Origin of the sequence: Alkalidesulfovibrio alkalitolerans DSM 16529 (genome assembly GCF_000422245.1) — a bacterium.
In the GTDB taxonomy this organism is placed as follows: Bacteria; Desulfobacterota; Desulfovibrionia; order Desulfovibrionales; family Desulfovibrionaceae; genus Alkalidesulfovibrio; species Alkalidesulfovibrio alkalitolerans.
The window spans coordinates 160,851-187,122 of record NZ_ATHI01000027.1; the positions used below are offsets into that span (position 1 = coordinate 160,851).

20 protein-coding genes are annotated in these 26,272 nt (G+C 65.6%); 13 read left to right on the plus strand and 7 right to left on the minus strand.

Annotation, left to right across the window (positions count from 1 at the left end):
* Positions 1-11: 11 nt before the first annotated feature.
* The 4 genes from DSAT_RS10320 to DSAT_RS10335 all read right to left on the minus strand — a co-directional run bounded on the left by DSAT_RS10320 (position 12) and on the right by DSAT_RS10335 (position 5,815).
* Entirely contained in the window at positions 12-1,397 is a 1,386-nt protein-coding gene (locus tag DSAT_RS10320; protein WP_020887456.1) for an ATP-dependent 6-phosphofructokinase, read from the minus strand.
* A 132-nt stretch (positions 1,398-1,529) separates the two neighbouring features.
* Positions 1,530-2,819 (minus strand): cyclic di-GMP phosphodiesterase, encoded by a 1,290-nt coding sequence (locus tag DSAT_RS10325; RefSeq protein ID WP_020887457.1) that lies wholly within the window; start codon positions 2,817-2,819, stop codon positions 1,530-1,532.
* Positions 2,820-2,951: 132 nt separating this feature from the next.
* Complete coding sequence (locus tag DSAT_RS10330; protein WP_020887458.1) at positions 2,952-3,872, minus strand: NAD-dependent epimerase/dehydratase family protein; 921 nt, start codon at positions 3,870-3,872, stop codon at positions 2,952-2,954.
* The gene (locus tag DSAT_RS10335) at positions 3,869-5,815 is read right to left on the minus strand and encodes a polysaccharide biosynthesis protein (protein ID WP_020887459.1); all 1,947 of its coding nucleotides are present in this window, start codon (positions 5,813-5,815) and stop codon (positions 3,869-3,871) included. The genes DSAT_RS10330 and DSAT_RS10335 overlap by 4 nt, the downstream gene beginning before the upstream one ends.
* A gap of 398 nt (positions 5,816-6,213) precedes the next feature.
* Here DSAT_RS10335 and DSAT_RS10340 point away from each other — a divergent pair, with 398 nt between their 5' ends.
* The 4 genes from DSAT_RS10340 (at position 6,214) to DSAT_RS10355 (ending at position 10,436) form a co-directional block, all read left to right on the plus strand.
* Entirely contained in the window at positions 6,214-7,368 is a 1,155-nt protein-coding gene (locus DSAT_RS10340; protein WP_020887460.1) for a DegT/DnrJ/EryC1/StrS family aminotransferase, read from the plus strand.
* A gap of 157 nt (positions 7,369-7,525) precedes the next feature.
* Positions 7,526-8,869, plus strand: a complete 1,344-nt coding sequence (gene rlmD / locus DSAT_RS10345; RefSeq protein WP_040371161.1) for a 23S rRNA (uracil(1939)-C(5))-methyltransferase RlmD — start codon at positions 7,526-7,528, stop codon at positions 8,867-8,869.
* Between the two features lie 66 nt (positions 8,870-8,935).
* Positions 8,936-9,988 (plus strand): HDOD domain-containing protein, encoded by a 1,053-nt coding sequence (locus DSAT_RS10350; RefSeq protein ID WP_020887462.1) that lies wholly within the window; start codon positions 8,936-8,938, stop codon positions 9,986-9,988.
* Positions 9,989-10,046: 58 nt separating this feature from the next.
* Positions 10,047-10,436: a response regulator transcription factor gene (locus tag DSAT_RS10355; protein WP_020887463.1), complete on the plus strand. Its 390-nt coding sequence runs from the start codon at positions 10,047-10,049 to the stop codon at positions 10,434-10,436.
* A gap of 294 nt (positions 10,437-10,730) precedes the next feature.
* Here DSAT_RS10355 and sppA read toward each other — a convergent pair whose 3' ends face one another.
* The 3 genes from sppA to rimO all read right to left on the minus strand — a co-directional run bounded on the left by sppA (position 10,731) and on the right by rimO (position 14,797).
* Complete coding sequence (gene sppA / locus DSAT_RS10360) at positions 10,731-11,615, minus strand: signal peptide peptidase SppA (protein ID WP_020887464.1); 885 nt, start codon at positions 11,613-11,615, stop codon at positions 10,731-10,733.
* Entirely contained in the window at positions 11,596-13,347 is a 1,752-nt protein-coding gene (locus DSAT_RS10365; protein ID WP_020887465.1) for a 30S ribosomal protein S1, read from the minus strand. Before DSAT_RS10365 ends, sppA begins: the two co-directional genes overlap by 20 nt.
* A 121-nt stretch (positions 13,348-13,468) precedes the next feature.
* Positions 13,469-14,797 (minus strand): 30S ribosomal protein S12 methylthiotransferase RimO, encoded by a 1,329-nt coding sequence (gene rimO, locus DSAT_RS10370; RefSeq protein WP_020887466.1) that lies wholly within the window; start codon positions 14,795-14,797, stop codon positions 13,469-13,471.
* Between the two features lie 171 nt (positions 14,798-14,968).
* On the opposite strand from rimO, the gene DSAT_RS10375 reads away from it, so the two are divergent.
* The 9 genes from DSAT_RS10375 to DSAT_RS10415 all read left to right on the plus strand — a co-directional run bounded on the left by DSAT_RS10375 (position 14,969) and on the right by DSAT_RS10415 (position 26,234).
* Positions 14,969-16,507 (plus strand): two-component system sensor histidine kinase NtrB, encoded by a 1,539-nt coding sequence (locus DSAT_RS10375; protein ID WP_020887468.1) that lies wholly within the window; start codon positions 14,969-14,971, stop codon positions 16,505-16,507.
* A gap of 192 nt (positions 16,508-16,699) precedes the next feature.
* Positions 16,700-17,314: an XTP/dITP diphosphatase gene (locus tag DSAT_RS10380; protein WP_020887469.1), complete on the plus strand. Its 615-nt coding sequence runs from the start codon at positions 16,700-16,702 to the stop codon at positions 17,312-17,314.
* 54 nt (positions 17,315-17,368) lie between these two features.
* On the plus strand, positions 17,369-19,195 hold the full coding sequence (gene glmS / locus DSAT_RS10385) for a glutamine--fructose-6-phosphate transaminase (isomerizing) (protein WP_020887470.1): 1,827 nt from the start codon (positions 17,369-17,371) through the stop codon (positions 19,193-19,195).
* A 446-nt stretch (positions 19,196-19,641) separates the two neighbouring features.
* The gene (locus DSAT_RS10390) at positions 19,642-20,676 is read left to right on the plus strand and encodes an ABC transporter substrate-binding protein (RefSeq protein ID WP_020887471.1); all 1,035 of its coding nucleotides are present in this window, start codon (positions 19,642-19,644) and stop codon (positions 20,674-20,676) included.
* Positions 20,654-22,609, plus strand: coding sequence for a SpoIIE family protein phosphatase (locus DSAT_RS10395; protein WP_020887472.1), 1,956 nt, complete (start codon positions 20,654-20,656; stop codon positions 22,607-22,609). Before DSAT_RS10390 ends, DSAT_RS10395 begins: the two co-directional genes overlap by 23 nt.
* Before the next feature lie 262 nt (positions 22,610-22,871).
* On the plus strand, positions 22,872-23,378 hold the full coding sequence (locus tag DSAT_RS10400) for a hypothetical protein (RefSeq protein ID WP_020887473.1): 507 nt from the start codon (positions 22,872-22,874) through the stop codon (positions 23,376-23,378).
* Positions 23,379-23,476: 98 nt separating this feature from the next.
* Positions 23,477-24,505 (plus strand): sensor histidine kinase, encoded by a 1,029-nt coding sequence (locus DSAT_RS10405; RefSeq protein WP_020887474.1) that lies wholly within the window; start codon positions 23,477-23,479, stop codon positions 24,503-24,505.
* Entirely contained in the window at positions 24,502-25,875 is a 1,374-nt protein-coding gene (locus DSAT_RS10410) for a TolC family protein (RefSeq protein WP_020887475.1), read from the plus strand. The genes DSAT_RS10405 and DSAT_RS10410 overlap by 4 nt, the downstream gene beginning before the upstream one ends.
* A gap of 14 nt (positions 25,876-25,889) precedes the next feature.
* A complete protein-coding gene (locus DSAT_RS10415) occupies positions 25,890-26,234 on the plus strand; it encodes a YHS domain-containing protein (protein WP_020887476.1) in 345 nt (114 codons plus the stop codon).
* Positions 26,235-26,272 lie beyond the last annotated feature (38 nt).

Sequence of the window (26,272 nt, forward strand, 5' to 3'; positions counted from 1 at the left end):
TCACATATTTTTCACGCCTCGCCGGGGAGGGGGCATTCGGAAAGGTCAGGCCCCAGGTGCTGCTGGCCCGTGGATTCCAGCACCGCGCGCCAGTAGTCGGAGCGGATGTTGAGCCGTTTCTGGGCCGAGGTCACGAGGTGGAAGGGCAGATGCACGTAGCGGTCCTGCACCCTGGCCACGACCATGCCCGTCTTGCCCGCCATGCCCGCGTGCACCGCGTTCTGTCCCAGAAAGCCGCAATAGACGCGGTCGTTGGCGTTGGCCGGAACCGAGCGGATGATGTAGCTTGGGTCGATGAACTTGAGGGTGTAGGGGACATTGGCCGTGTTCAGGTGCTCGTCGATGGCCGAGCGCAACAGGCCGCAGATGTCGGGCAGCCTGAGGTTGCCCGAGGCGTCGCGCTCGCCCGAGGCCCGCACCAGGTGCTGGCCCGCGCCCTCGGCGACCACGATGACCGCGTGATGGCGGGAGGTGAGGCGCTGCGTCAGGGCGCTGAGAAGGCCTTTCTCGCCGTGCAGTTCGAAGGGGTATTCGGGGATCAGGACGAAGTTCACTTCCTTGAGGGCCAGTACGCTCTGGGCGGCGATGAAGCCGGAGTGCCGCCCCATGAGCTTGACCATGCCGATGCCGTTCAGCGCGCCCAGGGCCTCGGTGTGGGCCGAGCGGATGGCGCGCGTGGCCTGCTCCACGGCGGTGTCGAAGCCGAAGGAACGGGTGATGAAGTTGACGTCGTTGTCGATGGTCTTGGGCACGCCGACGACCGAGACCAAGAGGCCCCGCCGCGCGACCTCGGCCTGGATGGCCGCGGCCGCCTTCATGGAGCCGTCGCCGCCGATGACGAAGAGGATGCCGATGTTCATACGCTCCAGCGCGTCCACGATTTCCTCGGGCGGTTGCGGCCCGCGCGACGAGCCGAGCAGGGTGCCGCCGAACTCGTGGATGTCGGTCACGCTGTCCGGGGTGAGCTCCATGATGTCGTGGTGGTAGCGGGGGATGAAGCCTTGCAGACCGAAGCGGATGCCGAAGCACGCGGCCACGTCGTAGGCGTGGTAGGCCTCCATGACGATGGCGCGGATGACGTCGTTGATGCCGGGGCACAGCCCGCCGCAGGTGACGATGGCACATTTGGTCTTCTTGGGGTTGAAGAAGACCTTCGCGCGCGGCCCGGCCAGTTCGAAGGAAAGCGCCAGGTCCTCGTTGCCCGAAAGCCCGGAGACCTCCTCGTCGGTCAGTTCGATGCGCACCCGCGCCGCGTCGTCCATGAAGCGGCAGTAGCCGAGCGGGTTGTCGAACGCGCCCGCGCCCAGGCGGGGGATGGTCGTGTCGTGATCGACCGGGGCCGACGAGGCCGCCGGAGAAGTCGTGGCCTTGGTGGTGGATTTGCCGCGCGCGGCCATGCGGTGCTCCTTGCGCCGTTGAGGTCGTTTCAGCGAAGGGCATTGTGACCCGTGGCGGCGGCAATGGCAAGTCCGGCGCGGGAGTCACGCGCGGCGGGCGGGGTACAAGGGGCGGTTCGCCGGGCGCGGCGACTACTTGGAGCGGGACTCGCCCGCGTTGTCCATGTAGTAGCCGACCTTGGCCCTGGGGTTCAGGTAGGTGAATATCTCCTTGGGCAAGTGCGTGGGGTGGATGGACTTGACGACCGAGAGGTCGGGGTCCTCCTCCATGTCGAAGATGATGGCCTCGTCGCGCGGCACCTCGGGATCGTAGATCAGAAGCGACGGCTTGAGCGGGTTTCGCTGGTTGACCGCGATGACGAGCCCGATGATCTCGTTGGAAAGCTGGACGATGGTTCCCGGCGGGTAGATGCCCAGGCAGCGGATGAAGCTCGCGAAGACCTGCATGTCGAGCTTGGTCTTCATCTTGCCGAACATGGCGGCCATGGCCTGGTACGGCGTAACGGCCTTGGTCTGATCCGGGTGGTTGACCAAGTTGTCGTAGATGTCGCAGATGGCCGCGATGCGGGCCGTTACCGCTATCTTCGCCCCCTTCAGGTGCATGGGGTAGCCCGAGCCGTCCATACGCTCGTGGTGCTGGTAGATGACCCGCAGCGCGGGGTCCGTGAAGCCGCCCGCCTTGACCGCAATCTCCACGCCGTATTTGGGGTGCATCTGGATGAGTTGGATCTCGGCCTTGGTGTGCGTGGGTTTGCGCAGGATCTTCTTCTCGATCTTGTTCTTGCCGATGTCGTGAAACATGGCCCCAAGGCCGAGCGCCTTGAGGTCCTCGGGGGACAGGCCGAACTCGCGGCCAAGCATCATGCCCAGCACGGCCACGTTCAAAGAGTGGTAGAACAGCCCCTCGTCCGTGGCCTTGGAGTCCATAAGATGAACCACGGCGTCACGCTCGTCCAAAAAGACGTCCGCCATGTCCGAGACGAGCGCCTGGGCATTCTGCACGGCCTCGCCCGAGCCGGCCATGATCCCGGTCATCATCCCGGGCACGGCGGCCAGCGACTTGCGGTAGTTCTCCTCGCAGCGTCTGATCTCCTCACGCTTCTGCTTCAACCGTTCGATGCGCTCCTTCTTGATGGCCCACATCTTCTCCAGGGCCGGATCGGGCTGCTTCTTGACCTTGGGTCCCTGTTCGGACGGCTTGGCGGCCTTGGGCGCGTCGGGCAGGCGGTCGGATTTGGCCGGGACGCAGATGACCTCCTCCACACCGCTCTCCTTGAGGGTACGGATCTGTTCCTCGGACTTGATCTTGAACTTGTTGAAGAGGAACGGGTGGTTGAACCAAGCCCCGTCGAGCTTGATGAAGACGCCCGGCTGGAGCTGGTCCACATGGACCCGGTACTCCGGTATGCTGAATTTGCCCATTGCGGTATGTATATCCTTTTTTCGTGCTTGAGGCAGGAGGATAGGCCCTGCCTCGCGTCATGGCAAGACCATGGAACGGCAGGAAAAAACGTCATGGTCTGCACGCGCGCCCCAAAAGGGCGAATCGCGCTTTCAGGAGCCTTGGTCGTCCCTGACCAGCACCCCATCGCGGTTTTGCAACTCGGGATGGATGTCGCGGTGCATCTCCTCCACGACCCGCAAGACGCCCTGGCCCAGGTCCATGTGCAACGGCGGCGCGTATTTTCGGCCCATGCGCGGACTGAAAGAGTAGGGCGTGATCTCGTAATGGGCGGAACTTTTCTCGGAGAAGAACTCGAAGCGCACCTCGCCGCCGAGGATCTCGCCGATCATCTTCATCACGTCGCCCACACGCATGGCCTGATGCCCCGTGAGCACCACACGAGCGTTGGCGAACTCGGGCTTCAGGATGTCCACGCTGGCCAGGGCCGCGTCCTCCACGTGGATATACTCGCGCAAAGCGTCTGGACTGCCGTAGTAGCGGATCACGCCCTCGGTCATGGCCTGGTGCACGAAGCGATGGATGGCGTTTCGCAGGTCGGCGCGCGGCCCGTAGAGCGAACCGTAGCGCAAGATAGTGTATTCCAGGCCGAAATTCTCGTTGTAGGTCTCGATGTACAGCTCGCTGGCCTGCTTGGAACAGCGGTAGAAGCCGCCCGAGGCGCTGTAGACATAGACCGTGGAGGCGTAGACGAAACGCTTCACGCCTTCCAGGCGGCAGGCTTCGAGCAGCACGACGTTGCCCAGGATATTGGCCTTGACCGTCTCCACGGGCAGTTCGTTGGCTTCGCCGATGTCCGCGATACCCGCGAAATTGAAGACCGCTTCCGCTCCCCTGACGGCCTCGCGCACCGCCGCCTCGTCCAGGATGTCGCCCAGGATCATGCGCTGGCCGGGCTTAAGCCAGCGCGAGGTCGCGCGGTCGAAGATCGTGACCTCGTGGCCCGCGTCCGACAGCTTGTCGCAGACGTGCGAGCCCAGAAATCCCGACCCGCCGAAAACCGTGACCCTCATGCCGCATCCTCCGTGTTCCCGCCGTTTCCGATGACGCAGGCGGCGTCCTGCATGGCGTACTCAGGCACGACCTCGGCCAGCACACGCTTGATGGCGCAGGCGTCGAAGCGGGCCGCGTGCAGGAGAAGCTCGTCCAGCCGCTGCCACAGCCAGGTCCGGTAGGCCTCGCGCGTGCCGTATCCGTGCCAATTGTTGTCGTTGCGAAGGAGCATGATCTTGTCGTGTTCGGTATGGACCACGTCCTCGCCTTCGGTAATGAGTTCCTCGTAGAGCTTCTCGCCCTCGCGAAGCCCGGTGAAGGATATCTCGACGTCCACCCCCGGCTCCTTGCCCGCGAGGCGGATCAGGTCGCGCGCCATGTCCGCGATGCGCACGGGCGTACCCATCTTGAGCAGAAAGAGGTCGCCCTGCGCGCCCATGGCGCCGGCCTGCAAAATGAGTTGCGCGGCCTCGGCGATGGTCATGAAATAGCGTGTGACATCGGGGTGAGTCACTGTCACGGGGCCGCCGCGCTTGATCTGCTCCATGAACAACGGGATGACCGAGCCCGAGGAGCCGATGACGTTGCCGAAGCGCACGGCCATAAATTTCGTCCCGCTGCCGGTCAGAGCCTGCATGATGAGTTCCGTGACCCGCTTGGAGGCTCCCATGACGTTGGTGGGGCGCACGGCCTTGTCCGTGGAGACGAGCACGAAACGTTCGGCCCTGTGGGCGACGGCGGTCTCGATGAGCGCCCTGGTGGCCACGATATTGTTGTCCACCGCCTGCCAGGGATTCTTCTCGACCAGCGGCACGTGTTTGTAGGCCGCGGCGTGGAAAACGGCGTCGGGCCTGTGCTCCGAAAAGACGCGGGTGAGTAGCTCCCTGTCCTGCACCCGGCCGAGTACGGCGACATAGTTCGTGAATCCGAAGACGTGCCGAAGCTCCATCTCGATGGAGTAGAGGTTGTATTCGCCCGCGTCCATGAGCACGAGCCGGCCCGGATTGAAGCGCGCGATTTGGCGCGTCAGCTCCGAGCCGATGGAACCGCCGCAGCCAGTCACAAGCACGGTCTTGCCCGTGAGATAGCCACTGATGCGCTCGACCTGGAGGTCCGCGGGTTCACGGCCGAGGAGGTCCGCGAAATCGACCTCCCGCAGATCCGCGATGCGCACGTTCCCGCCGATGAGCGACGCCATGCCGGGCACGGTCTTGAAGGGAACCCCGGCCCGTTCGCAGGTTTCGACCACGCGGCGCATCTGCGCGCCCGTGGCCGAAGGCATGGCGATGACCACCTCGTCGGCCCGCCGTGCGGCCGCCAGTTCCCCCAGATCGTCCACCGGGCCGAGCACGGGCACGCCATGCACCTGTCGGCCCAGCTTGGCCGGATCGTCGTCAAGAAACCCCACGGGCACGAGCCCAAGTGCCGTGTTCCGGACCATTTCCCTGAATATCTGCTCACCGGCCGAGCCCGCGCCGAGAATCATCACCCTTTTACGCCCCTTGCCCCGTTTAGAAAAGCTCATGACGCTTTGCAACGCCTGAGTCAGGGATTCGGAACCATGCTCGAAGGAGCGGCGGATGGCGAGGCGCAGCCCCGCGGTGAGGGCCACGGTCAGCATGCAGTCGAGCAGAAACACGGCCCGTGAAAAGCCGGTGAAGCCCTTCCAGAAAAGCACCAGAACAGTGAGCAGGACGAGCGAGATGATTGCGGCCTGCACCAGTCGTCCGATCTCATAGAAGCTCGTGAAGCGCCACATGCCCCGATAGAGGCCGAAAAACCAATAGCAGGTGATTTTGACGGGCACGAAGACCGGCAGCAGGATTTTGAACTGCGCCTCGTAATAGGGCGGCAGGCCGAACTCGAAGCGGACCAGGAAGGCCAGCCACAAGGACAGGGCGAACAGGGCGGCGTCGGCGGCCAGCATGAGCCAGAAATTTCTGTTGGTCAGTTGGGCCTTCATCCGTTTTCCCGGCAATCGCGATGGGGCGGAAAGTAGCCCCAGGCGGGGCAAATTGCAAACGCCGGGGCAGCAAAAAAAGGTCGCCTGGGCGCATTCCCGGGGGGTGACACTGAACGAACGTGCCCCTTTGCGCGCCAAACCCCTGGGACCCATGGGTATTTACAACGGGAACGACATTTGGGCTGACGGAACGCTCTATTCCCGGGCCGTTCAAAAAATCTCAAGCGAGGCCGCACAAAAACGCCAGGTCCGACGCGTAGTAAAGAATAGGCGAGGGGTCGGCGCTTTCGCACAACGCCGAAGATGGGGCTTTTTCAGCGGCCTGGGGCAGGCCGTCTTGTGGTTTGCCCGCCCCGGATGTACAAGCCCCGGCATCCGGCCCGCCCAAGGAGCAGCGCATGAGCATTCCCTTCATCGACCTCAAATCCCAGTTCGCCCGCCTCGAACCAGAGATCCGCCGCCGCATGGACGCCGTGCTGGCCCATGGCCAGTACATCATGGGGCCGGAGATACGGGAATTGGAAGAGAAGCTGGCGGCATTCGCGGGCACGCGCTTTTGCCTCTCCTGCTCTTCGGGCACGGACGCCCTGTTGCTGCCGCTCATGGCCCTGGGCGTGGGCCCCGGCGACGCGGTCCTGACCTCGGCCTACTCCTTCTACGCCACGGCCGAGGTCATCGCCCTGCTCGGGGCCACCCCCGTGTTCGTGGACATCGACCCCGCGACCTACAACATGGACCCGGCCGCGCTTGAGCGGGCCGTCCACGCCCTCTTGCAAAACGACCCCGCTCTGCACCCGCTGCCCAAGGGCTACGAGTCCCTGACCCCACGCGCAGTCATTCCCGTGGACCTTTTCGGCCTGCCCGCCGACTACGCGGCCATCGAGGCCGTGGCCTCCGCCCACGGCCTGCCCATCATCGAGGACGCGGCCCAGGGCTTCGGTGGGGCCGTCAACGGCAAGCGCGCGGGCTCCTTCGGCCTGTGCGCGGCCACAAGCTTTTTCCCGGCCAAACCGCTTGGCTGTTACGGCGACGGCGGCGCGATCTTCACCGACGACGAGGCGCTGCACGAAAAGCTCATCTCGCTGCGCGTCCATGGCCAGGGTTCGGACAAGTACGAGAACGTGGCCGTGGGGCTCAATGCCAGGCTGGACACCCTGCAGGCAGCCATCCTGCTGCCCAAGCTCGAAATCTTCCCCGAGGAACTGGAGCTTCGCCAAGTCGCGGCCGCGCGCTACACCGAGCGCCTCTCCGGTCTCGTGGAGACGCCCGTGATTCCGGATGGCTACTTCAGCGCCTACGCGCAATACACCGTACGCACCGACCGCCGCGAGCAACTCATGAGCGGCCTTTCGGCCTCGGGCGTGCCGACCATGGTCTACTACCGCATTCCCCTACACCAGCAGCCGGTCTTCGCCCACCTGGGCTACCGGGAAGGCGACATGCCACACAGCGAAAAGGCCTCGCGCGAGGTGGTCAGCCTGCCCATGCATCCATGGCTCACGGAGGCCGACGCCGAGACCATCGGCAACGCGGTGCGCGCGGTTCTGTGGTAGACTGATGGGAAAGAATCCGCGCCAGAGCCCGTTCGCGCCCCGCCCCAAAAACCAGGGAGCGGAAACAAAGGGCGTTCGCCTTGGCCCGGACTCCCGAGCGGACGCAAAGGGCCGCGCATCCGCCGAAACGGCTGCGGCCGGAGGGCGCGTCCTGGACGTGGGACAGCGCATCGAGTGCGAGGCGCAGTCCCTGGCCGACGGCGGCCGGGGCGTGGCCCGCGTCGAAGGCATGGCGGTCTTTTTGGATCACGCCCTGCCCGGACAACGGGTCGAGGCCGTCATCGAACGGCTGCACCGCCGTCACGCCGAGGCCCGCGTGGTGAACGTCCTTTCACGCGCGCCGGGTCAGGTCGAACCCTTCTGCCCCCATTTCGGCGTCTGCGGCGGCTGCGATTTCCAGGATCTGGAATACGGGCGCCAGCTCGCCTGGAAGCGGACCCAGGTGACCCAGGCCTTGGAACGGCTGGGCGGCATCGCCGACGCGCCAGTCGAAGAGACCGTCCCTTCACCGCTGACGCGGGGATTCCGCAACAAGATGGAGTTCGCCTTCTTCGGCGCACGCGGCGCGCTCCGGCTCGGGCTTCGGCCGCGCGGCCAGGGCGACGAAGTGGTGGACATCCTCCAATGCGGCCTGATGGCGGGCGACGCGGGCGCGCTGCTTGCAACCGCCCGCGAGGCGGCCGCCTCGTCCGGCCTGCCCGCCTACGATCCCGCAACGGGCCGGGGTTTTTGGCGCTTCCTGGTGCTGAGACGCAATCTTGCGGGGCAGGTGGTGGCTATCGTCATCACAGCGGCGAATCCCAAAAGCGAGCAGGCCGTGCGCCGCCTGACCGACGCCTTGGGCGGCGTCTGTGAGACGCTCGGCGGCGTGGTATGGGGCATTCGGACCAAGCGGCCGCAGGTTGCCCTTTCCGAAAGCCTGCGTACGATCTGGGGCGGATCACGTTTCATCGAGAACTGCGCCGGGCTCACCTGGGAGCTTTCCGCCGAATCCTTCTTCCAAACCAACACCCTGGCCGCGGAAAAGCTGGTTGAAATCGTGCGCCGCGAGGCCGCGCTCACCGGCGCGGAGACACTCTACGACTGTTGCTGCGGCGCGGGGCTCCTGGGCCTTTCCCTGGCGCGGGAGGCCGAGGAGGTGGTCGGCTTCGAGGTCTACGGCCCGGCCGTGGCCGACGCGAGGGCCAATGCAAAGCGCCTTGGCCTTCAAAATGTCCGCTTCGTGGCCGGAGATCTGGCCAAGACGCTGGCCGGTCCGGGGTTGCCCCGGCCCGGCGCGGTCCTGGCCGATCCGCCCCGCGCAGGTCTCGACGAGGCCGTGGTCGCGCGACTCATGGCCCTTTCGCCCGAGCGTATCGTAGCCGTGTCCTGCAATCCGGCCACCCTGGCCCGCGACGTCGGCCGCCTGTCCCTGGCCTACAGACTCGCCCGCGTCACACCTGTGGATCTCTTTCCTCACTCCCACCACGTGGAAAGCGTGGCGCTTTTGCTCCGAAAATAGTTCTTAATTTCTTGAAGACGCACCCTGCCTGCGCTATTCGGTAGTAAACCGGAGGCAGTATCGCGCATGGCGCAGCCCATCTCGGCCCCCCCTATACCCTCGCTCTCGCCCCATGAGACGCGACTGGTGATCTTGTGCTTCGACCCTTCGGCCACGGCCCGGGAGCTGGTCGAAACGCTGGCCAGGGACGAGCAGGCTGTTTCGCTTTTCCTCAAGGCCGCGCGCGGCAATGCCTTCGGCTTCGGCGGAGCACCGGCCACGCTGCCGCAGGCCGTGGTGCGCACCGGCTTCGCCTTCGCACGCAAATGGGCCGCCGTCCATGCGCTGAGCCGACGCATGCACGAGATCACGGGCAGGCCCCCCGGGGTCAACGAGTATTGGCGGCGAGCGTTGTGCCGCAGCGTCGTGGCCGACGCCCTGGAGGACTATTTCGCTCCCTGCGCCTGTGGTCAGGCTGCCTTGCTCGGATTTCTCCTGGAAGCAGGAGGGCTGCTTGCGCCAAGCGAGCCCTCTCCAGAGAAACGCTACGCCCTGAGCGCGCGAATGCTGCGCGCATGGGGGCTGCCCGGCCACGCGATCCAGGTGCTGGAGGAGGCGGCAAAAGGGCCTGCAACCCCTTTAAGCTCGCCCACCCGCCGTTTTCTGCACGTCGCAGATCTCTTCTCCGACCTGTGCTTCGGCGAACGCGAGGACATCCACGCCTTCCTGCTCACGGCCCAGGAACTGCTCGACGCCGACGAAGCCTTGGTGGAAGATCTGGTCATCGCCTCGTTGCAAACCTTGCGTGGCGTGGCCGAGCACATCCTTATGGACGCCGATGCGCGCCAGGGATTGAACGAACTCCTGGGCAAGGCCACGCGCGTCTTCCGCGACATGCTGCGCGAGGCCGCGCCCGCGCCGCTGCCCTCGCGCGAAACCCTTGACGTGGCGGTCGCGCGCGACACGCTTGAGGCCATGGCGCACGAGCTGCGCAACCCGCTGATGGCCGTGGGCGGCTTTGCCCGCAAACTCGTGGGGGCGCTCGACGCCACCTCGCCGGAACACGAATACGCGTCTATCATCTTGGAGGAAGGACGCCGCATCGAAGAGCTGTTCCGTGGCATGGAGGAGAATCCGTGAGGCTCCCCCGACACCCCGCACGAAATACGAAACCATGCTGATAACCCGCGGAGGACGCATGCACCGCATTCTGGTTGTCGATGACGACGCGATCATGCGCGACATGATCCGGAGCTACCTGGAAGCCGAAGGGCACGACGTGATCGAGGCGAGCAACGGCCGCGATGCCCTCGCCAAGCACCGACTGAGCCCCGCGGACATCGCCATCGTGGACATATTCATGCCCACCAAGGACGGCATTGAAACCATTCTCGAACTGCGCCGCATGACCCCGTGTCCGCGCATCCTGGCCATCTCCGGGGGCGGCGAAATCGGCGGTCTGGAATACCTCTCCTACGCCAAGGTGCTCGGCGCGGACGGCGCTCTGGCAAAGCCCTTCGGCCGCGAGGACCTGCTGCGGGCCATCGCGTCGATCTCGTTCGGCGACAAGCCCGCGCCGCCCCTGTAGCGCGCAGGAGGAGGCGCTGTCTCCTTCTGCACCTCCTCAGCCAGGGGGCTGAGTCCCTGGATCCCGTGATTCGCGGTGAAGCCTTCGCTGGCAAAGCACGCGTCGGTGCGGCGGCGATACGTATCGATCTAAAATTGCTGTCTGTTCAACAAGTTGCGTTGCCTTTCAGGCGAGGCGTCAAAAACCGCGAGGGCAAGGCGCGAGAGCCGGGCAAGACCGACGCGTATCAAAGAATACGCGAGGGTCTGGGTTCTTTGCGGCAACGCCGCAGATGGGGCTTTTTCAGCAGCCTGATCAGCGAAGGACGAGCCGCCCCATGGCCTCGACCATGAGTTCGGAGAGAAGTTGGCGCAAAAGGCCGACGCGCTTTTCGGGCGGCCCCTCGATGATCGGCACTTCGCCGGTCAGGCCGGTCTGCTCCTTGAGCAGTTCGAAGGCCGTGTCCAGGCCGCCCAGGCGGTCGACGAGGCCGTTATCGCGCGCCTGAAGGCCGGTGAAGGCCTGCCCGCGCGCGAGCGCGGCCATTTTTTCGCGCGGCATGGAGCGTGCCGCGGCCATGTCGTCCACGAATTGCTGGTGGATGTTCTCCACCAAGGCGCGCAGGTAGTCGCGCTGCTCCTCGGTGAGGTCGGAAAAAGGCGAGCCCGCTCCCTTGAAGGGACCGCTGACGATTTGCTCGTGGCTCACGCCGAGCTTTTCCATCAGACCCTTAAGGTTCGCTGTTTCGAGGATGACGCCGATGCTGCCCGTGAGGGTGCCCGGATTGGCCACGACGACCGGCGCGGCGGCGGCCACGTAATAGCCGCCGCTGGCCGCGACCGACGCCATGGAGGCCACTACGGGCTTCTCTTTAGCCAATTCCTGGACCGCGCGGAATATCTCCTGGCTTGGCGCAACCACTCCGCCGGGGGAATTGATGCGCACGACCACGCCCTTGACCGTGGGGTCGCGCCGGATGCGGCCGATGTAGTCGGTGATTTCGCGGGAGTCGGCGATCAGCCCTTCAACCCGCACCAGGGCGAAGCGCTCCTTGGGCGGGAAGAGGTCCTGGCCGCCCACCAGGACGCGAAAGGCGGCCATGGTCCCCAACATGAGGACCATGGCCGCCAGAATGAGCGTGAAGCCGAAGAGGAACGGGTGCCTCTGGCTGAAGGGTTGTCTAGGCTTTGTCTCCGTCATCGCCGTTCGTCGCGGCCTCCATCTGCTGCTGCATCACGTCGCCCAGGGTGAAGCCGGACTCGGAGGTGCGGAATTCCTTCATCCGCTTGCGCTCCTCCTCTTCCTTGAGCTGCTTGATGGACAGACCCAGACGACGCTCGTCGGCGCTGACATGGATGACCTTGGCCTGGATGGGCACGCCTTCCTTGAACAGCTCGGCGGGGTCCTTGACCTTCTTGGTGCTGATCTCGGAGACGTGGACCAGACCCTCGATACCCTCCTCGACTTCGACGAAGAGGCCGAAGTCGGTGATGTTGGTCACGGTGCCGGTGATGACCTCGCCGACCGGGTACTTGGAGGGCACGTGGTTCCAGGGGTCGTCGGCGAGTTGCTTGACGCCGAGGGTGAACTTCTCGTTCTCCTTGTCCACGGTCAGCACCTTGGCCTGCACCGGGTCGCCCACCTTGTACATCTCGCCGGGGTGGCGGACCTTTTTGGTCCAGGAGATGTCGGAGACGTGGATCAGGCCGTCGATGCCGTCTTCGATGCCGATGAACAGGCCGAACTCGGTGATGTTCTTGATGACGCCCTCAAGGATGGTACCCTCGGGGTACTTCTCGGCCACGATGTCCCAGGGGTTGGGCTTGACCTGTTTCATGCCGAGCGAGATGCGCTTCTTGTCGGGGTCCACGCCCAGGATAACGACCTCGACCTCCTCGCCCGCGGAGACCATCTGGGAAGGATGGCGCAGCTTGCGGGTCCAGGACATCTCGGAGATGTGCACCAAGCCTTCGACGCCGGGCTCAAGCTCCACGAACGCGCCGTAGTCCACCAGATTGGTGACCTTGCCGTTGAAACGCTGACCCTCGGGGAACTTGGCCGCGATGTTTTCCCAGGGATCAGGCACGAGCTGCTTCAGGCCCAGGGAGACCTTGTTGGTCTCGCGGTCGAAGGAAAGTACCTTGAGTTCGAGCTCCTGGCCGAGCTGGACCATTTCCTTGGGATGACGGATGCGCTTCCAGGACATGTCCGTGATGTGCAACAGGCCGTCCAGGCCGCCCAGGTCCACGAACACGCCGTACTCGGTGACGTTCTTGACCTTGCCGGAGACCACCTGGCCCTCGGCCAGGGTGGAGAGCAGCTCCTTGCGCAGCCCCTCGCGCTGCTCTTCGAGCAGGACGCGGCGGGAGACGATGACGTTGGAGCGGCGGCGGTTGATTTTCAGGACGCGGAACTCGAAGTCCTGGCCCACCAGGGCGTCCATGTCGGGCACGGGGCGGAGGTCCACATGGGAGCCGGGCAAGAAGGCCTCGATACCCTCCAGGTCCACCGTGTAGCCACCCTTGACGCGGCGCACGATGCGGCCCGTGATGGTCTTCTCGCCTTCCATGACGTCTTCGAGCTTATCGAAAAGCTTCATCCGCTTGGCGCGTTCGCGCGAGAGGATGATCGTTCCTTCGGATTCGTTCTTGTTGACCACGAAGACGTCGATCCGATCACCGACCTTGACGTTCAGATTGCCTTCAAGGTCCATGAATTCGGCGATGGGCAACTGGCCCTCGGACTTGAAGTTGACGTCCACGAGGACGAACTCCTTGCCGATGCGCACGACTTCGCCGGGGACGATGGTTCCCTCGTCAAGCTCGCCGAAGTCCGCGTTGAGATAATCTTCGAGGGCTGATTCGAAATTGACGTCGTCCATGTCCATCGGGGTTTTCGCCTTCGCGTGGTCGTTTTGTGCGGATACGTTCATAGGTATTCCTTCCTCCAGGCTCCTCAGCCGAAAAATTTTCCTGCCCCCTAGCACACGGCACCGGGGTTGGCAACCGCGAAATGCCCGGAAAAAGCCGCTTCCGCCCGCATTGTGCCGATTTTCACTCAATCAAGGCGGATAGGTCATAATCTTGTGAATCCTGGATCAAGGCCCGCGCCACAAGGCTTTCCGCGGCTCCGGGCCCGCTTACATAGGTCACGCCGTCCACCTCCGGAGCCTGGAACCAGGTCCGACCGACAAAAAGCCCCGGCCACTCGGGCGAGGGTTCGTCGATGACCACGTCCAGTTCCTGGCCGACATACCCGGCAAGAATCCCGGCGCTGATTTCGCGCTGCAGTTCCATGACCCGATCGCGCCGTTCCTCGCGCTCGGCGGGGTTCACCTGGCCCTCCATAAGCGCGGCCGCCGTGCCTTCCTCGGCCTGGTAGGCGAAGACGCCCAGCGAATGGAAGCGGACCTCGGCCACGAAGTCCAAAAGCGCCTTCAGGTGTTCCTCGCGTTCGCCCGGAAAGCCCACGATCAGGCTCGTGCGCAGCGCGGCGTCGGGGAAACGGGCGCGCACGCGCTCGATGGCCCGGCGCGGGTCCGTGGCGAAGGGCCTTCCCATGGCCCGGAGGATGTCGGGATGGGCGTGCTGCAGCGGAATGTCGAAATACGGAACCAGCGGCGGGCCGACGTCCGCCAGCCTGGCAAGGAAATCGTCCGTGAGCCCGGCCGGGTAGAGGTACATCAGGCGCAGGCGCGAAAGTCCCTCGATGCGGGCGAGTTGCGCGGCCAGATCGGCCAGCCGCTCGGGGCCGTCGAGGTCGCGGCCCCAGGCCGTCAGATCCTGGGCCACCAGGACAAGCTCCGGCACGCCCTGGTCCACGAGGGCCCTGGCCTCGTCGAGAAGCGCCTGCATGGGCGCGCTGGCCAGCCTGCCCCGGATGGAGGGTATGGTGCAGAAGGTGCAGGCGTTGCCGCAGCCTTCGGCGATCTTGAGATAGGCGTATCCGGCCGGGGTGGTGGCGCGGCGCGGCACGGCCACGGGCGCGCGGGCCTCGTCGCCGCGTTCGGCCAGGGCCGAAAGCACCAGTTCAGGCCACTGCGCCATGCCATCCAGGGCAAGCCAGAGGTCCACCTCGGGCAGCTCGGCGGCCAGAGTCTCCTGGCCATAACGCGAAACCAGGCACCCTGCCGCGACGACCAACGGGCGTTTGCCGCGCGCCCGCTTGGAAGCCTGGGCCGCGGCCTGGGCCGCGTCGAGCAGCGTCTCGGCCGATTCCTGCACGGCGGGCGCGATGAAACCGCAGGTATTGACGAAGATCAGGCGGGCCTTGGAGGGGTCGTCCACGGCCTTGACCGGGCCGAGGGCGGCCAGAAAGCGCTCGGTGTCCACCCTGGTCTTGGGGCAGCCGAGCGAAACCACGTAGGCGGGAATGGGTCGCATGGCCGTGGTTTAGTCCATTTCCGCGCGCCTGGCTAGCTGGGCGCCTTCCTTCATTTTTGTCCGCCGAATCTTGCCCCTCCTTGCCAGGAAATCGTCGCCGGGGTAGTAATAGGTCATTGCGCGAGGTCCGCTAATATTTTCGGACGCCCGCGCCCTGGGGGAACCACGGATATGGCCGAGCAAACCGACAGCGCCGCCCCGTGCGTGCAGAAGATCGCCGTGGCCGGGCGCGGCCCTGAGTTCGAGAAGCTCGTCGAACTGCTGCGGGACGGCGTCAAGGTAGAGGTCGCCGCCGAACTCAGGCTCGTGGCCGCCGCCTGCGAAGGCGGCCCGCTGCCTGAGATCGCCTCGCGCCACCCGGACCTGCCCCTGTACGCCGACGTGGGCGAGCTCCTGGGCTCGCACCGCGACACGGACGTGCTCTTCGTCTCCGGCTCGCGCGCCCTCGTGGAGCGGGCACGCGCTCTGGCCCCGGCCAGCACCCTGGTCTTCGGCCCGGCCGAATCCGTGTTCTTCCTGACCCTCTTCGACCCCGAACGGCTGTGTCTTTCCTGCCGCCTGGACCTCTCGCGCACGCGCTCACTCTTCGAGGCGGTCATGGACGAAGTGCGCGAGGACATGATCCTCATGGACCGCGACGGCTACATCGTGGACGTCAACCGGAACGTCTGGGAGCGGCGCGGCAAGACGCGCGAGGAGTTCCTGGGCAAACCCGTGTGGGAGGCCTTCGAGGGCCGCGACCAGCTCTGCCGCGAGCGCGAGGACGACTGCCCGGCGTTGCGTACCCTCTCCTCCGGCCAGAAGGCCGAGGGCATGCACACTTTCGTGGACCAGGAAGGCAGGCTGCACTACTACCGCGTGGCCACCTACCCCATCCTGGACGCGAGCGGCCGCATGACCCACGTGGCCGAACTGCGCCGCGACGTGACCCAGCGCACCCGTATGGAGCAACGCTTGCAGCAGTCCGAGCGGCTGGCCAGCATCGGCGAATTGTCCACCTACCTGGCGCACGAAATCAGGAACCCCTTGTTCGCCATCTCCGGTTTCGCCAATTCCCTGGCTCGCAACGAGAACCTCGACGAGCAGGCCCGCGAGAAGGCCAACATCATTCTCCAGGAATCCAAACGGCTGGACGTGATCCTGAAGAGCATCCTCAACTTCGCCCGGCCCACCGAGGGCGCGGCGGGCCGCGTGGACGTGAACGAGGTGGTGCGCGAAACCATGGGCGTGATGACCCTGGACTGCGAGAAGCTATGCATCGTTCCGGAGATGGAGCTCGACGAGGGCATTCCCCTGGCCAAGGGCGACCCGGAATTGCTCAAGCAGTCGCTCATCAACCTGGTCAAGAACGCCAAGGAGGCCATGCCGCGCGGCGGCAGGCTCGTCATCCGCACGGGGCTCAAAAAGAACCGCGTCTTCTTGCAGGTCGAGGACACGGGCACGGGCATCCCCAAGGAGAACCTGCCCAAGATATTCAACCCCTTCTTCTCCACCAAGGACAAAGGCGCGGGCCTTGGCCTGGCCATGATCAAGAAGATCCTCGATGACATCGGCGGCGATGTGACCATCGACAGCGTGGAGGGCAAGGGCACCAAGGTCACCCTGGCCATGCCGCCGGTGCTCGGCGGCGAGGAGGCGGGCAAGCGCAGGGCCAGGGACGACGAGCCGCAGGCCGCCGAACCGCTCGGTCCGCCCAAGGTCGGCCCGTAGGCGTTCGGTCAGGCGTCCTTTTGCGGCGCGTGGCTTCACTTCTTTCCCGGTTCCCTGTACGAAGGCCCCTGGCGGCTTTGACATTGCGGGAGCGTGCGACCTTCTTCTTGCGCTCGTGATCCGCACGAATTTGAATTTTTCGCGGCAACGCGACGGAGAGCGCTTTTTCAGCGGCTCATAAGGATTTTTCCCGTGTCGAACGAAATCGTCCTCGCGACCAGAAACCAAGGCAAAATCACCGAACTCGCCGAACTCCTGAAGGGCACGGGCCTTGCGGTCCTCGGCCTGGACGCCTTCCCCGGCGCGCCGGAGGTGGAGGAAACGGGCGAGACCTTCGAGGACAACGCGCTTTTGAAGGCCAGGGCCATCGCCGCCTTCACGGGCATTACCGCCGTGGCCGACGACTCCGGACTGGCCGTGGACGCCCTTTCGGGCGCGCCGGGTGTGCGCTCGGCCCGCTACGCGGGCGAGGACGCCACGGACGCCACGAACAACGCCAGGCTGTTGCGCGAACTCTCGGGCGTGCCCCTTGAAAAGCGCACCGCCCGCTTCGTCTGCGTCATGGCCGCCGTGTCCCCCAGCGGCGATGAGGTCGTGGTGCGCGGCGAATGGGAAGGGCGCGTGGCCGACCAGGCCAGGGGCGAGGGCGGCTTCGGCTACGACCCGCTCTTCGTGGATCCCGTGGACGGCCGCCACGCGGCCGAACTGCCGCGCGACGAGAAGAACCGGCGCAGCCATCGCGGCGCGGCCATGCGCGCCCTCCTGAGCTGCTGGCCCGACTTCTGGAAATCCGCCAAGCGGGATTGAGCCCGAAACGGCGCATCCGCGAAACGACATCACCAAACTCCGGAGAGTAGGCATATGTGCGGCATTATCGGCTACTGCGGCCATCGTCCGGCCGTTCCCGTGTGCATGGAAGGCCTGAAGCGCCTCGAATACCGTGGCTACGACTCGGCTGGCGTGGCCTTTGTGCGTCAGGGCGAGATCGCCGTGATCAAGGCTCCGGGCAAGCTCTCGGCCCTGGAAGAGGCGCTTGAGCACGCGGGCAACGTGATGAACGCCACCACGGCCCTGGCCCACACCCGCTGGGCCACGCACGGCGCGCCCACGACCGGCAACGCCCACCCGCATCTGGACGCTGGGCGCTCCATCGCCATGGTCCACAACGGGATCATCGAGAACTTCGCCGAGCTCAAGCAGGAGCTTCTGGCCGAGGGGCTGACGTTCGAGTCGGACACCGACACCGAAGTCCTGACCAAGCTCGTGGGCTGGTGCCGGGCCAGGACCGGCTCCATGCGCGAGGCCCTGTCCATGGCCCTTTCGCGCGCCGAAGGAGCCTACGCCGTGGTGCTGCTCTGCAAGGACCGGCCCGGCAGGCTCTGGGCCGCGCGCAAGCAAAGCCCGCTCGTGCTCGGGCTTGGCGTGGGCGAGAACTTCCTGGCCTCGGACGTGCCCGCGTTTTTGCCCTACACGCGCGAGGTGGTCTTCATCGACGACGGCGAGATGGTGATCATCGACGCCGACCGCCACGAGATCCTGGACGCCGCGACCCTCGCGCCCAGGGAGAAGACGCCTCAGACCATCACCTGGGACGTGCAGGCCGCGCAAAAGGGCGGCTACAAGCACTTCATGCTCAAGGAGATTTTCGAGCAGCCAAAGGTCATCCGCGACTGCCTGGCGGGCCGCATCGACCATGCCTCCGGCGCGGTGCGCCTGCCCGAGATCGAGGCCCTGCCCGTGCCCGGCAGGCTGGTCATCGTGGCCTGCGGCACCTCGTCCTACGCGGGGCTTTGGGGCAAGCAGATCATCGAGAAGCTGGCCCGCGTGCCCGTGGACGTGTGCATCGCCTCGGAGTTTCGCTACGCCGACCCGATCCTTGCGCCCGGCGACCAGGTGCTGGTCGTCTCGCAATCGGGCGAGACGGCCGACACCCTGGCCGGGCTGCGCCTGGCCAAGGAGCGCGGCGTGCCCGTGATCGGCCTGTGCAACGTGATCGGCTCGTCCGTGGACCGCGAGGCGGACTTCGTGCTGCACACCCAGGCGGGCCCGGAGATCAGCGTGGCCTCGACCAAGGCCATGTGCTCGCAGATGGTTATGCTGCTCCTGCTGGCCCTGCGCTACGCCGACGCCAAGGGCCTGCTCTCCAGGGAGGACCGCGCGGCCTGCATCGAAGGCATCCAGGCCATGCCAAAGCTCCTCGACGACCACCTGCCCTTCATGCGCGACACGGCGCAGCGGCTGTCGCGGACCTATTCCGAGGCCACGAGCTTTCTCTATCTGGGGCGCGGCCCGGCCTGGCCCTTAGCCCTGGAAGGCGCGCTCAAGCTGAAGGAAATCAGCTACATCCACGCCGAAGGCTACCCGGCCGGGGAGATGAAACACGGCCCCATCGCGCTCATCGACCCCAAGTTCCCGACCTTCGCCATCGCCCTGGCCGACGACCTCTTCGGCAAGGTCAAGAGCAACCTCATCGAGGTGCAGGCGCGCGGCGGCCGGATCATCGCCCTGACCAACCCCGGCCTGGACCTGGAGGTGGACCACCCGTGGGTGCTGCCGCAGGTCTTCTGGCCGCTCGCAGGCTTCACGGCGCTGCCCGCGCTGCAGCTCTTCGCCTACGAAATCGCCGACTATCTGGGCAAGGACGTGGACCAGCCCAGAAACCTCGCCAAGAGCGTGACCGTGGAGTAGGGGCGGATATAGGCGTCCGGATTTTTCGGAATTTCGCGAAAAATGGGCTAAAAATGACTATTTTTACGCGATTTCGCCCCGAATTGCGGTGCTTTCATCACGAGGCCGTTATCCGGGCGTCATCAACGCCACGCAATTGCTATCCTCGATCCGAATCCGGCTTTTGCGACGCAAAACATCCATCGCCTCCCTTGTACACGCCCAGAAACTTCCTCGTTTCCAAACTCCGGCGATTGGTGTAGGCCATTCACGAACCGTTTGAGCTTTTGGGCGCTCATCAAGGAACAGCGTTTTTCAGACTGCTCAAAAAGCGCCAGATGCAAGACGCACAAAAAGTTCAAGGCCGACGCGTATTTGTCAATACGCGGGGATTTGAACTTTTCGCGGCAACGCTGCAGATGGGGCGTTTGGGCCAGTCTGCGAACGGCAACCCCCGGAGTCGGGCCGTGGCATTTGGCGACCGCAACAACGCGACTCTGGCCGCGCCGTGGGCGCTGCTCCTGTGCGCGCTGCTCGCCTGGGCGGCCGTCTCTCCCGCCGCCCTGTACGCCTCCACGCCCGGCGAAAACGCCCCTCGGCCGCTGACGCGCGTGACCTTCATCCCTCAATGGGAGCCCCAGGCACAGTTCGCGGGCTACTACGCCGCCCTGGCCAAGGGCTTCTATCGGGAGGCCGGGCTCGACGTGGTCGTCCTGCGCGGCGGGCCGTCGCGGCCGCCCTCCCGGATGCTCGCCGAACGCAAGGCCGACTTCGGGACCATGTTCCTGGCCTCGGCGCTCATGGCGCGCGACGCGGGCCTGGATCTGGTGAACCTCGCCCAGCTCGTGTCCCACTCGACCCTGCTGCTCGTGGCCAAGAAATCCTCGGGCATCTTCTCCGCGCGCGACCTCAACGGCCGTGTCGTGAGCCTGTGGGGGCCGGAATTCCGGGTCCAGCCATACATGTTCTTCCGCCGCCACGGGCTGATGGTCGACGCCGTGCCCCAGGGCTTCACCATCGACCTCTTGCTGCGCGACGCCGTTTCCGCGGCATCGGCCATGCGCTACAACGAACTGCACGCCATCTTGAACGCGGGCTACGATTTGGACGAATTGACCATCTTCGATCTGGCCAAGGAAGGGCTGGACTTTCCCGAGGACGGCATCTACGCCCTGCGCGAGACAATCGAGCGCGACCCAGAAACGTGCCACGCCTTCGTCACGGCCTCGATCCGGGGTTGGCTTTGGGCCTTCGAGAACGAAAAGGAAGCCCTGGACATCGTCATGAGCCACGTCAACGCCGCCAACCTGCCCACCAACCGCGTGCATCAGCAATGGATGCTGCGCGAAATCAAGCGGGTCATGCTCGGCGACGGCGCGGCCCAACTCGGACAGCTGGACCAAAAGGCCTTCGAAACCGTGGGGCGCGCCCTGGTCATGGAAGGCCTGGCCGCGACCTTCCCGCCCTTTGAGGAGTTCCATGTCCCGTCCGTCGGAAAATAATCGCTCAGGGCGCTGGCCGGGCCTGTCGTTCAAGCTGGCCGTGGCCGTGCTCACGGCCACGGGCCTGATCTTCGCCGCCGCCTTCGGCTACAACTACGAGCAGTCGCGCGAGCTTTTGCTGCACAACGTCTCGGCACGGGCGCGCGCCCTGACCCTGGCCACGGTGCACAAGCTCGAAGAGACCCTGAAGGGCCTTGAAGTGGTCCCGGACATGACCGCGCACGGCATGGGCCAGGGCCATGCAGGGCTGGACGCGACGCTGAACGCGCTGCGCGACTTCCTGGAGACCACGCCCGAGGCTTACGGCGGCGGCGTGTTCCTGGAGCCGCGCGCACTCTCGGACGCCCCGCGCACTGCCCTGTACTTCGCCAAGAAGGGCGGCGCCCTGGGCCTCTCCGAACTGGGCGAGGACTACGACTATTTCCACATGGACTGGTACATGCTGCCCAAGCTCCTGGGCCGGGGCGTGTGGAGCGAACCCTACTACGACGAGGCGGGCGGCGAGATTCTCATGGCCACCTACGCCGCGCCCGTGTACCGCGAACAGGGCAGGCGGCGCGTCTTTTTGGGCGTGATCACGGCCGACGTCTCGCTTGAGTGGCTGCGCCGGGTGGTGGGCAGCCTTTCGATCTACGAATCGGGCTACGCCTTCCTCATCAGCAAGGGCGGCCTGTTCGTCTCGCATCCCGAGGGCCGCTACCTGATGCGCGAGAGCATCTTCAGCCTTGCCGAGGCGCGCGAAGACGAGAGTCTGCGCGAGATCGGCCGGGCCATGACGCGCGGCAGACAGGGTTTCGCCAGGCTCGACGCGAACTACTTTGGCGAGCCGGTCTACGTTTCCTACGCGCCCATGCCCTCCACGGAGTGGAGCCTGGGCCTCGTTATCGAGGAGGACGAGCTTATGTCCGACCTCGTGACCCTGCACCGCGAGGTGCTCTTCATCGGCGCGAGCGGCTTTCTCGCGCTGCTGGTGCTGATCATCGCCATCTCCACGGCCATCACGCGGCCCATCACGCAGCTCGCGCGCAAGACCGCCGAGATCGCGCGCGGCAACCTGGACGTGGACCTGCCCGTGGTCAGACGCCGAGACGAGGTGGGCGAACTTTCGCGCTCCTTCCACGAGATGCGCTCCGCGCTCAAGGAATACATCGCCAACCTCACCGAGGCCACGCGGGCCAAGGAACGCCTGGAGTCGGAGCTGAAGATCGCCCGCACCATCCAGATGAGCTTTCTGCCCAAGCGTTTCCCGCCCTTCCCGCGCATCAAGGCTTTTTCGCTGCACGCGGCCCTGGTCCCGGCCTACGAGGTGGGCGGCGACCTTTACGACTTCTTCCTGCTCGACGATCGGCGGCTTTTCTTCTCCGTGGGCGACGTCTCGGGCAAGGGCGTTCCGGCCGCGCTCTTCATGGCCGTGACCAAGACGCTCATGAAAGGCATCGCGGAGCAGGATTTCGACCCGGCCGAGGTGCTGCGCAAGGTCAACAACGAGCTGGCCGCCGACAACGACGCCCTGCTCTTCGTGACCTTGTTCTGCGGCGTTCTCGATTTCGAGACGGGCGAGTTGGCCTACTCCAACGCGGGCCACAACCCGCCCGCCATCCTGCGCCGGGACGGCCGCGTCGATCCCCTGTCCCTGCCGCCGGGCATGGCCATGGGCGTGATGCCCGACCTGGAGTACGAAACAATGCGCGTCCACCTTGCCCCAGGCGAGACGCTCATGGCTTACACCGACGGCGTGAACGAGGCCCAGGACGTTGACGGCGCGTTCTATGGCGACGCGCGGCTGCTCGCGCTCTTGCGCGACGCTCCCCGGCTCGATCCCGAGCATCTGACCGAGACGATCTTCGCTGACGTGCGGCGTTTCGCGGGCGAGGCGGACCAGGCCGACGACATCACGGTCCTGGCCCTGCGCTGGAACGGCCCCACGGGCTAGCGGGCCGTCCCGAAAGCCCCATCCGCGGCGTCGCCCCGCCGCCTGGACGTGCAAGATATTGCACATCCGCGCCAGCCTTCCGACGGTTTTTTGCACATTCGTGCACTGTTCATTCTCCTCCCTCAGCACTGCGAAAACATTTATCTTCCCATTATTCCTCCGATTATGGTATGAAAACCATCCTGGCACGGTTCATGCTCCGACGTCAGGCGAAAGATAGCCCGCATCCCAAGGGGCGCTCGCAAACGAAAGGAGCGAAATCATGAAAACCAGACATCTCATCGCACCGGCAGCATTGCTGATTCTGGGTCTGACCGCCCTTCCGGGCCATTCGGGCGCCTTCTCGACCCCGCAGCAATCCTATGAGGGCGGCATCCAACTGGCCATGATGGGCGGCGGTGGCGGCGGCATGGGCGACGGCATGATGCAGGACATGATGGGCGGCGGCTCCTCCAAGGGCAACGGAGGCGGCACGATGGGCGGCTCCGGCTCGTCCTCGGGCGGGCACATGCACGACGACCATGACATGGGCCAGGACGGCATGAACGGCCGGCAGACGCAGGACCAGCCCGCGCAGGGAGCCATCGACCGCTCCACGGCCGATCGGCTGGCCGACGAGCACATCGCCCTCATGCCCGGGCGCAGCCGCGGCAAGACCGTCGAGCGCGCCGACGACTTCGTGGTCGAGATTCTCGGCTCCTCGGGCGAAGTGGAGGACTTCCTGCGCATCGACAAGCGCAGCGGCAGTGTCCGCCATCTCGGACAATAACGCCTCTTCCGTATCTATCATTGTCACGGACGGATGATTTCTGGTATGCGACGAGACAGGTCCGAAAAACACACCCTGAAAACGAGTCTGGAGCGTCCATGAAAGAGGCCCTGCACAACACTTTCTGGCGGTGGCTCGCGGTGGCCCTGGCGACAGCCCTGGTCTCGGTGCTGCACTTCGGCCACCCGGAAGGCGAACTGGGCCTGCACGCCGTGCACCGCGAACTGTATTTCGTGCCCATCATCCTGGCCGCCTTCTGGTTCGGGTTCAGGCGCGGGTTGCAGACGGCCCTGGCCATTTCCGCGCTCTACGTCGCGGGGCTGTTGCTCACGGGGTTCCATCACCAGACGCCGTTCACGGCCGCCGTCCAGGTTTTCGTCTTCCTGCTCGTGGCCGCGATCCTGGGCTGGCTGGCCGAGCGCCAGCGCCGCAGGCAGGCCGAGCAGAGCGAGGTCGAAAAGCTCGACGCCCTGGGGCAGGCCGCCGCCGTCCTCAGCCACGACATCAAGCTGCATGTGAGCGCCATGCAGGACATCCACGACCGCGCAGGAGGCTTCGCCAACCCGGGCCTGGAAGGAGAATTCGGCTCGGAACTGTCCAAGGCGCGGGTGCTCGCGGGCGTCATCGAGGGCTTCGTGCCGCCTCGTTTCCTCAAGCCGCTTTCCGGCGATCTCAACGCCGCCGTGCGCGATCTGGCCAAGGAGGCTGGCGCTACGGCCCTCGCCAAGGGAGTGACCCTGCGCCTGGAACTCGACCCCGCCGGATGCCAGGCCACGGCCGATCCCGAAGCGGTGGCCTGGGCCCTGGACAAGATCGTGAACAACGCCGTCGAGGCTTCGCCCTCGGGTGGCGAGGTCCTGATCGCGACCCGGCGCGCGGCCGACGCCTGCCGCATCGAGGTCCGCGACCAGGGGCCGGGCATCGCGCCGGAGCACATGGAAAAAATCTTCACGCCGTTCTTCACCACCAAGCCGGGCGGCCACGGTCTGGCCCTGGCCGGAAGCCGCAAATCGCTGCGCGACCTGGGCGGCGACATCCTCGTGGCGAGCGAGCCCGGCAAGGGAGCGGCATTCACCATCGTGGTGCCGCGAGAAGGCGCAAAGATCGCTCAAGGAGCCGCGTCATGACACGTTGCGCGACCATGAGGCCCTCAGGCCGCGTCATGCTCGCCGCGCTGGCGCTCTCGGCCGCGCTGCTCGTCCTTGCGGGAGCGGCGCGCGCGGAGCAGGCGGAAACCATCGCCGACGCCTCGCTGGCCCCGCTGAACGCCTACGTGGAGGAGGCCCTGGCCAACAGCCCGAACCTCAAGGCCTCCGAGGCGGCCTGGAAGGCGGCCGCACAGCGCGCTCCCCAGGTCTCCGCGCCTCCCGATCCGCGCTTCACCTACGGCTACTACATCCAGCCCGCAGAGACGCGCACCGGTCCGCAACGCATGCGCTACGCCATCTCTCAGACCATCCCTTGGTTCGGCCGCCTTTCGAACATGGAGAAGCAGGCCGTGCTCGAAGCCGATGCCGCCCTGGCCCGCCTTGAGTCCCAAAGACTCCTGACCGCCGCCCAGGTGAGGGACGCCTACTACGAATACGCCTACGTGGCCCAGGCCGTGCGCCTGACGCGCGAAAACGTGCTTTTGCTCGGTTACCTGGAGCGCGTGGCCGAGGACCGCTACCGGGCCGGACTTTCTCCCTACGCCGAACTCGTGCGCCTGCAGCTTGAGTCCGGCAGGCTCGAAGACACCTTGCGGTCCCTGAAGGATCTGGAACGGCCCGTGCGAGCCCGGTTGAACACGGCCATGAACCGCGCCCCAGACAGTCCCCTGCCCGAGCCCGAGACCATCCCCGTGATGGTCCTCGAACACGACGAGGCCGAACTGCTCGCCGGGCTGGCCGAGTGCAACCCCGAACTGCGCGCACTAAGCTCCCTGACCGAGGCCGCGCAGACAGGCATGGATCAGGCCAAGCTCGGCTACTTCCCGGACATCACCCTGGGTCTTGAGATGATCCAGCAGGACCGGGCCAGGGCGGGCGATCCCGTGAACAACGGCAAGTATCCCACCGTGGCCACGGTAGGCATCAACCTGCCCATCTGGTTCGGCGCACGCAACGCGGCCGTGGAAGAGGCCGACCACAAACGCCAGTCCTCGCGCGAGCAGTGGTTCGCGACCCACAACCGCCTACAGGCGGCCATGGAACTCGCTTTGTACAGATACCGCGACGCGGGCCGCAAGATCGACCTTTACCAGGAAAGCCTGCTGCCCAAGGCCGAACAGGGGCTCGGAGCCACGCTCACGGCCTACACTGCGGGCCAGGGCTCGGCCCTGGACCTCGTGGACGCCCAGCGCACCCTGCTCGAATTTCAGCTTTCCGCCCTGCGCGCCCTGGCCGACCAGGGGCAGCGCATGGCCGAAATGGAGACCCTGCTCGGCCGGGAGATCCCCTGCCGGGTCCACGGCGTGCGCCTGGAGATGAACGGCGCGGCCCAAACCCCCACACAATAGAAAGGAGCGTACCCATGCGCACCACGTCCAAAGCCCTTCTCCCGTCCGTTCTCGTCCTTGGCCTCGCCCTGGCCGCGCCCGCGCTCTCGCCCTCGCACGCAGCCGCCCAGGGCCACGCCGGGCACGGCAACGGGCACCAACATCACGAAGCTGCCAAGCCGGACGAGGCGCGTGAGCTCAAGCAGACCAAGTGCCCGGTCATGGGCCTCACTCCCTCGCCCGACATCTACACCGACTACCAGGGCAAGCGCATCTACTTCTGCTGCGACTACTGCCCCGCCGAGTTCGCCAAGGACCCCGAGAGGTACTTGCAGAAGCTGAAGGACGAAGGCGTCGAACTCGAAGACGCGCCCAACTAGAGCGCTGCCTGGGGCGTTGTCGCCCCGTGACGGCGCAG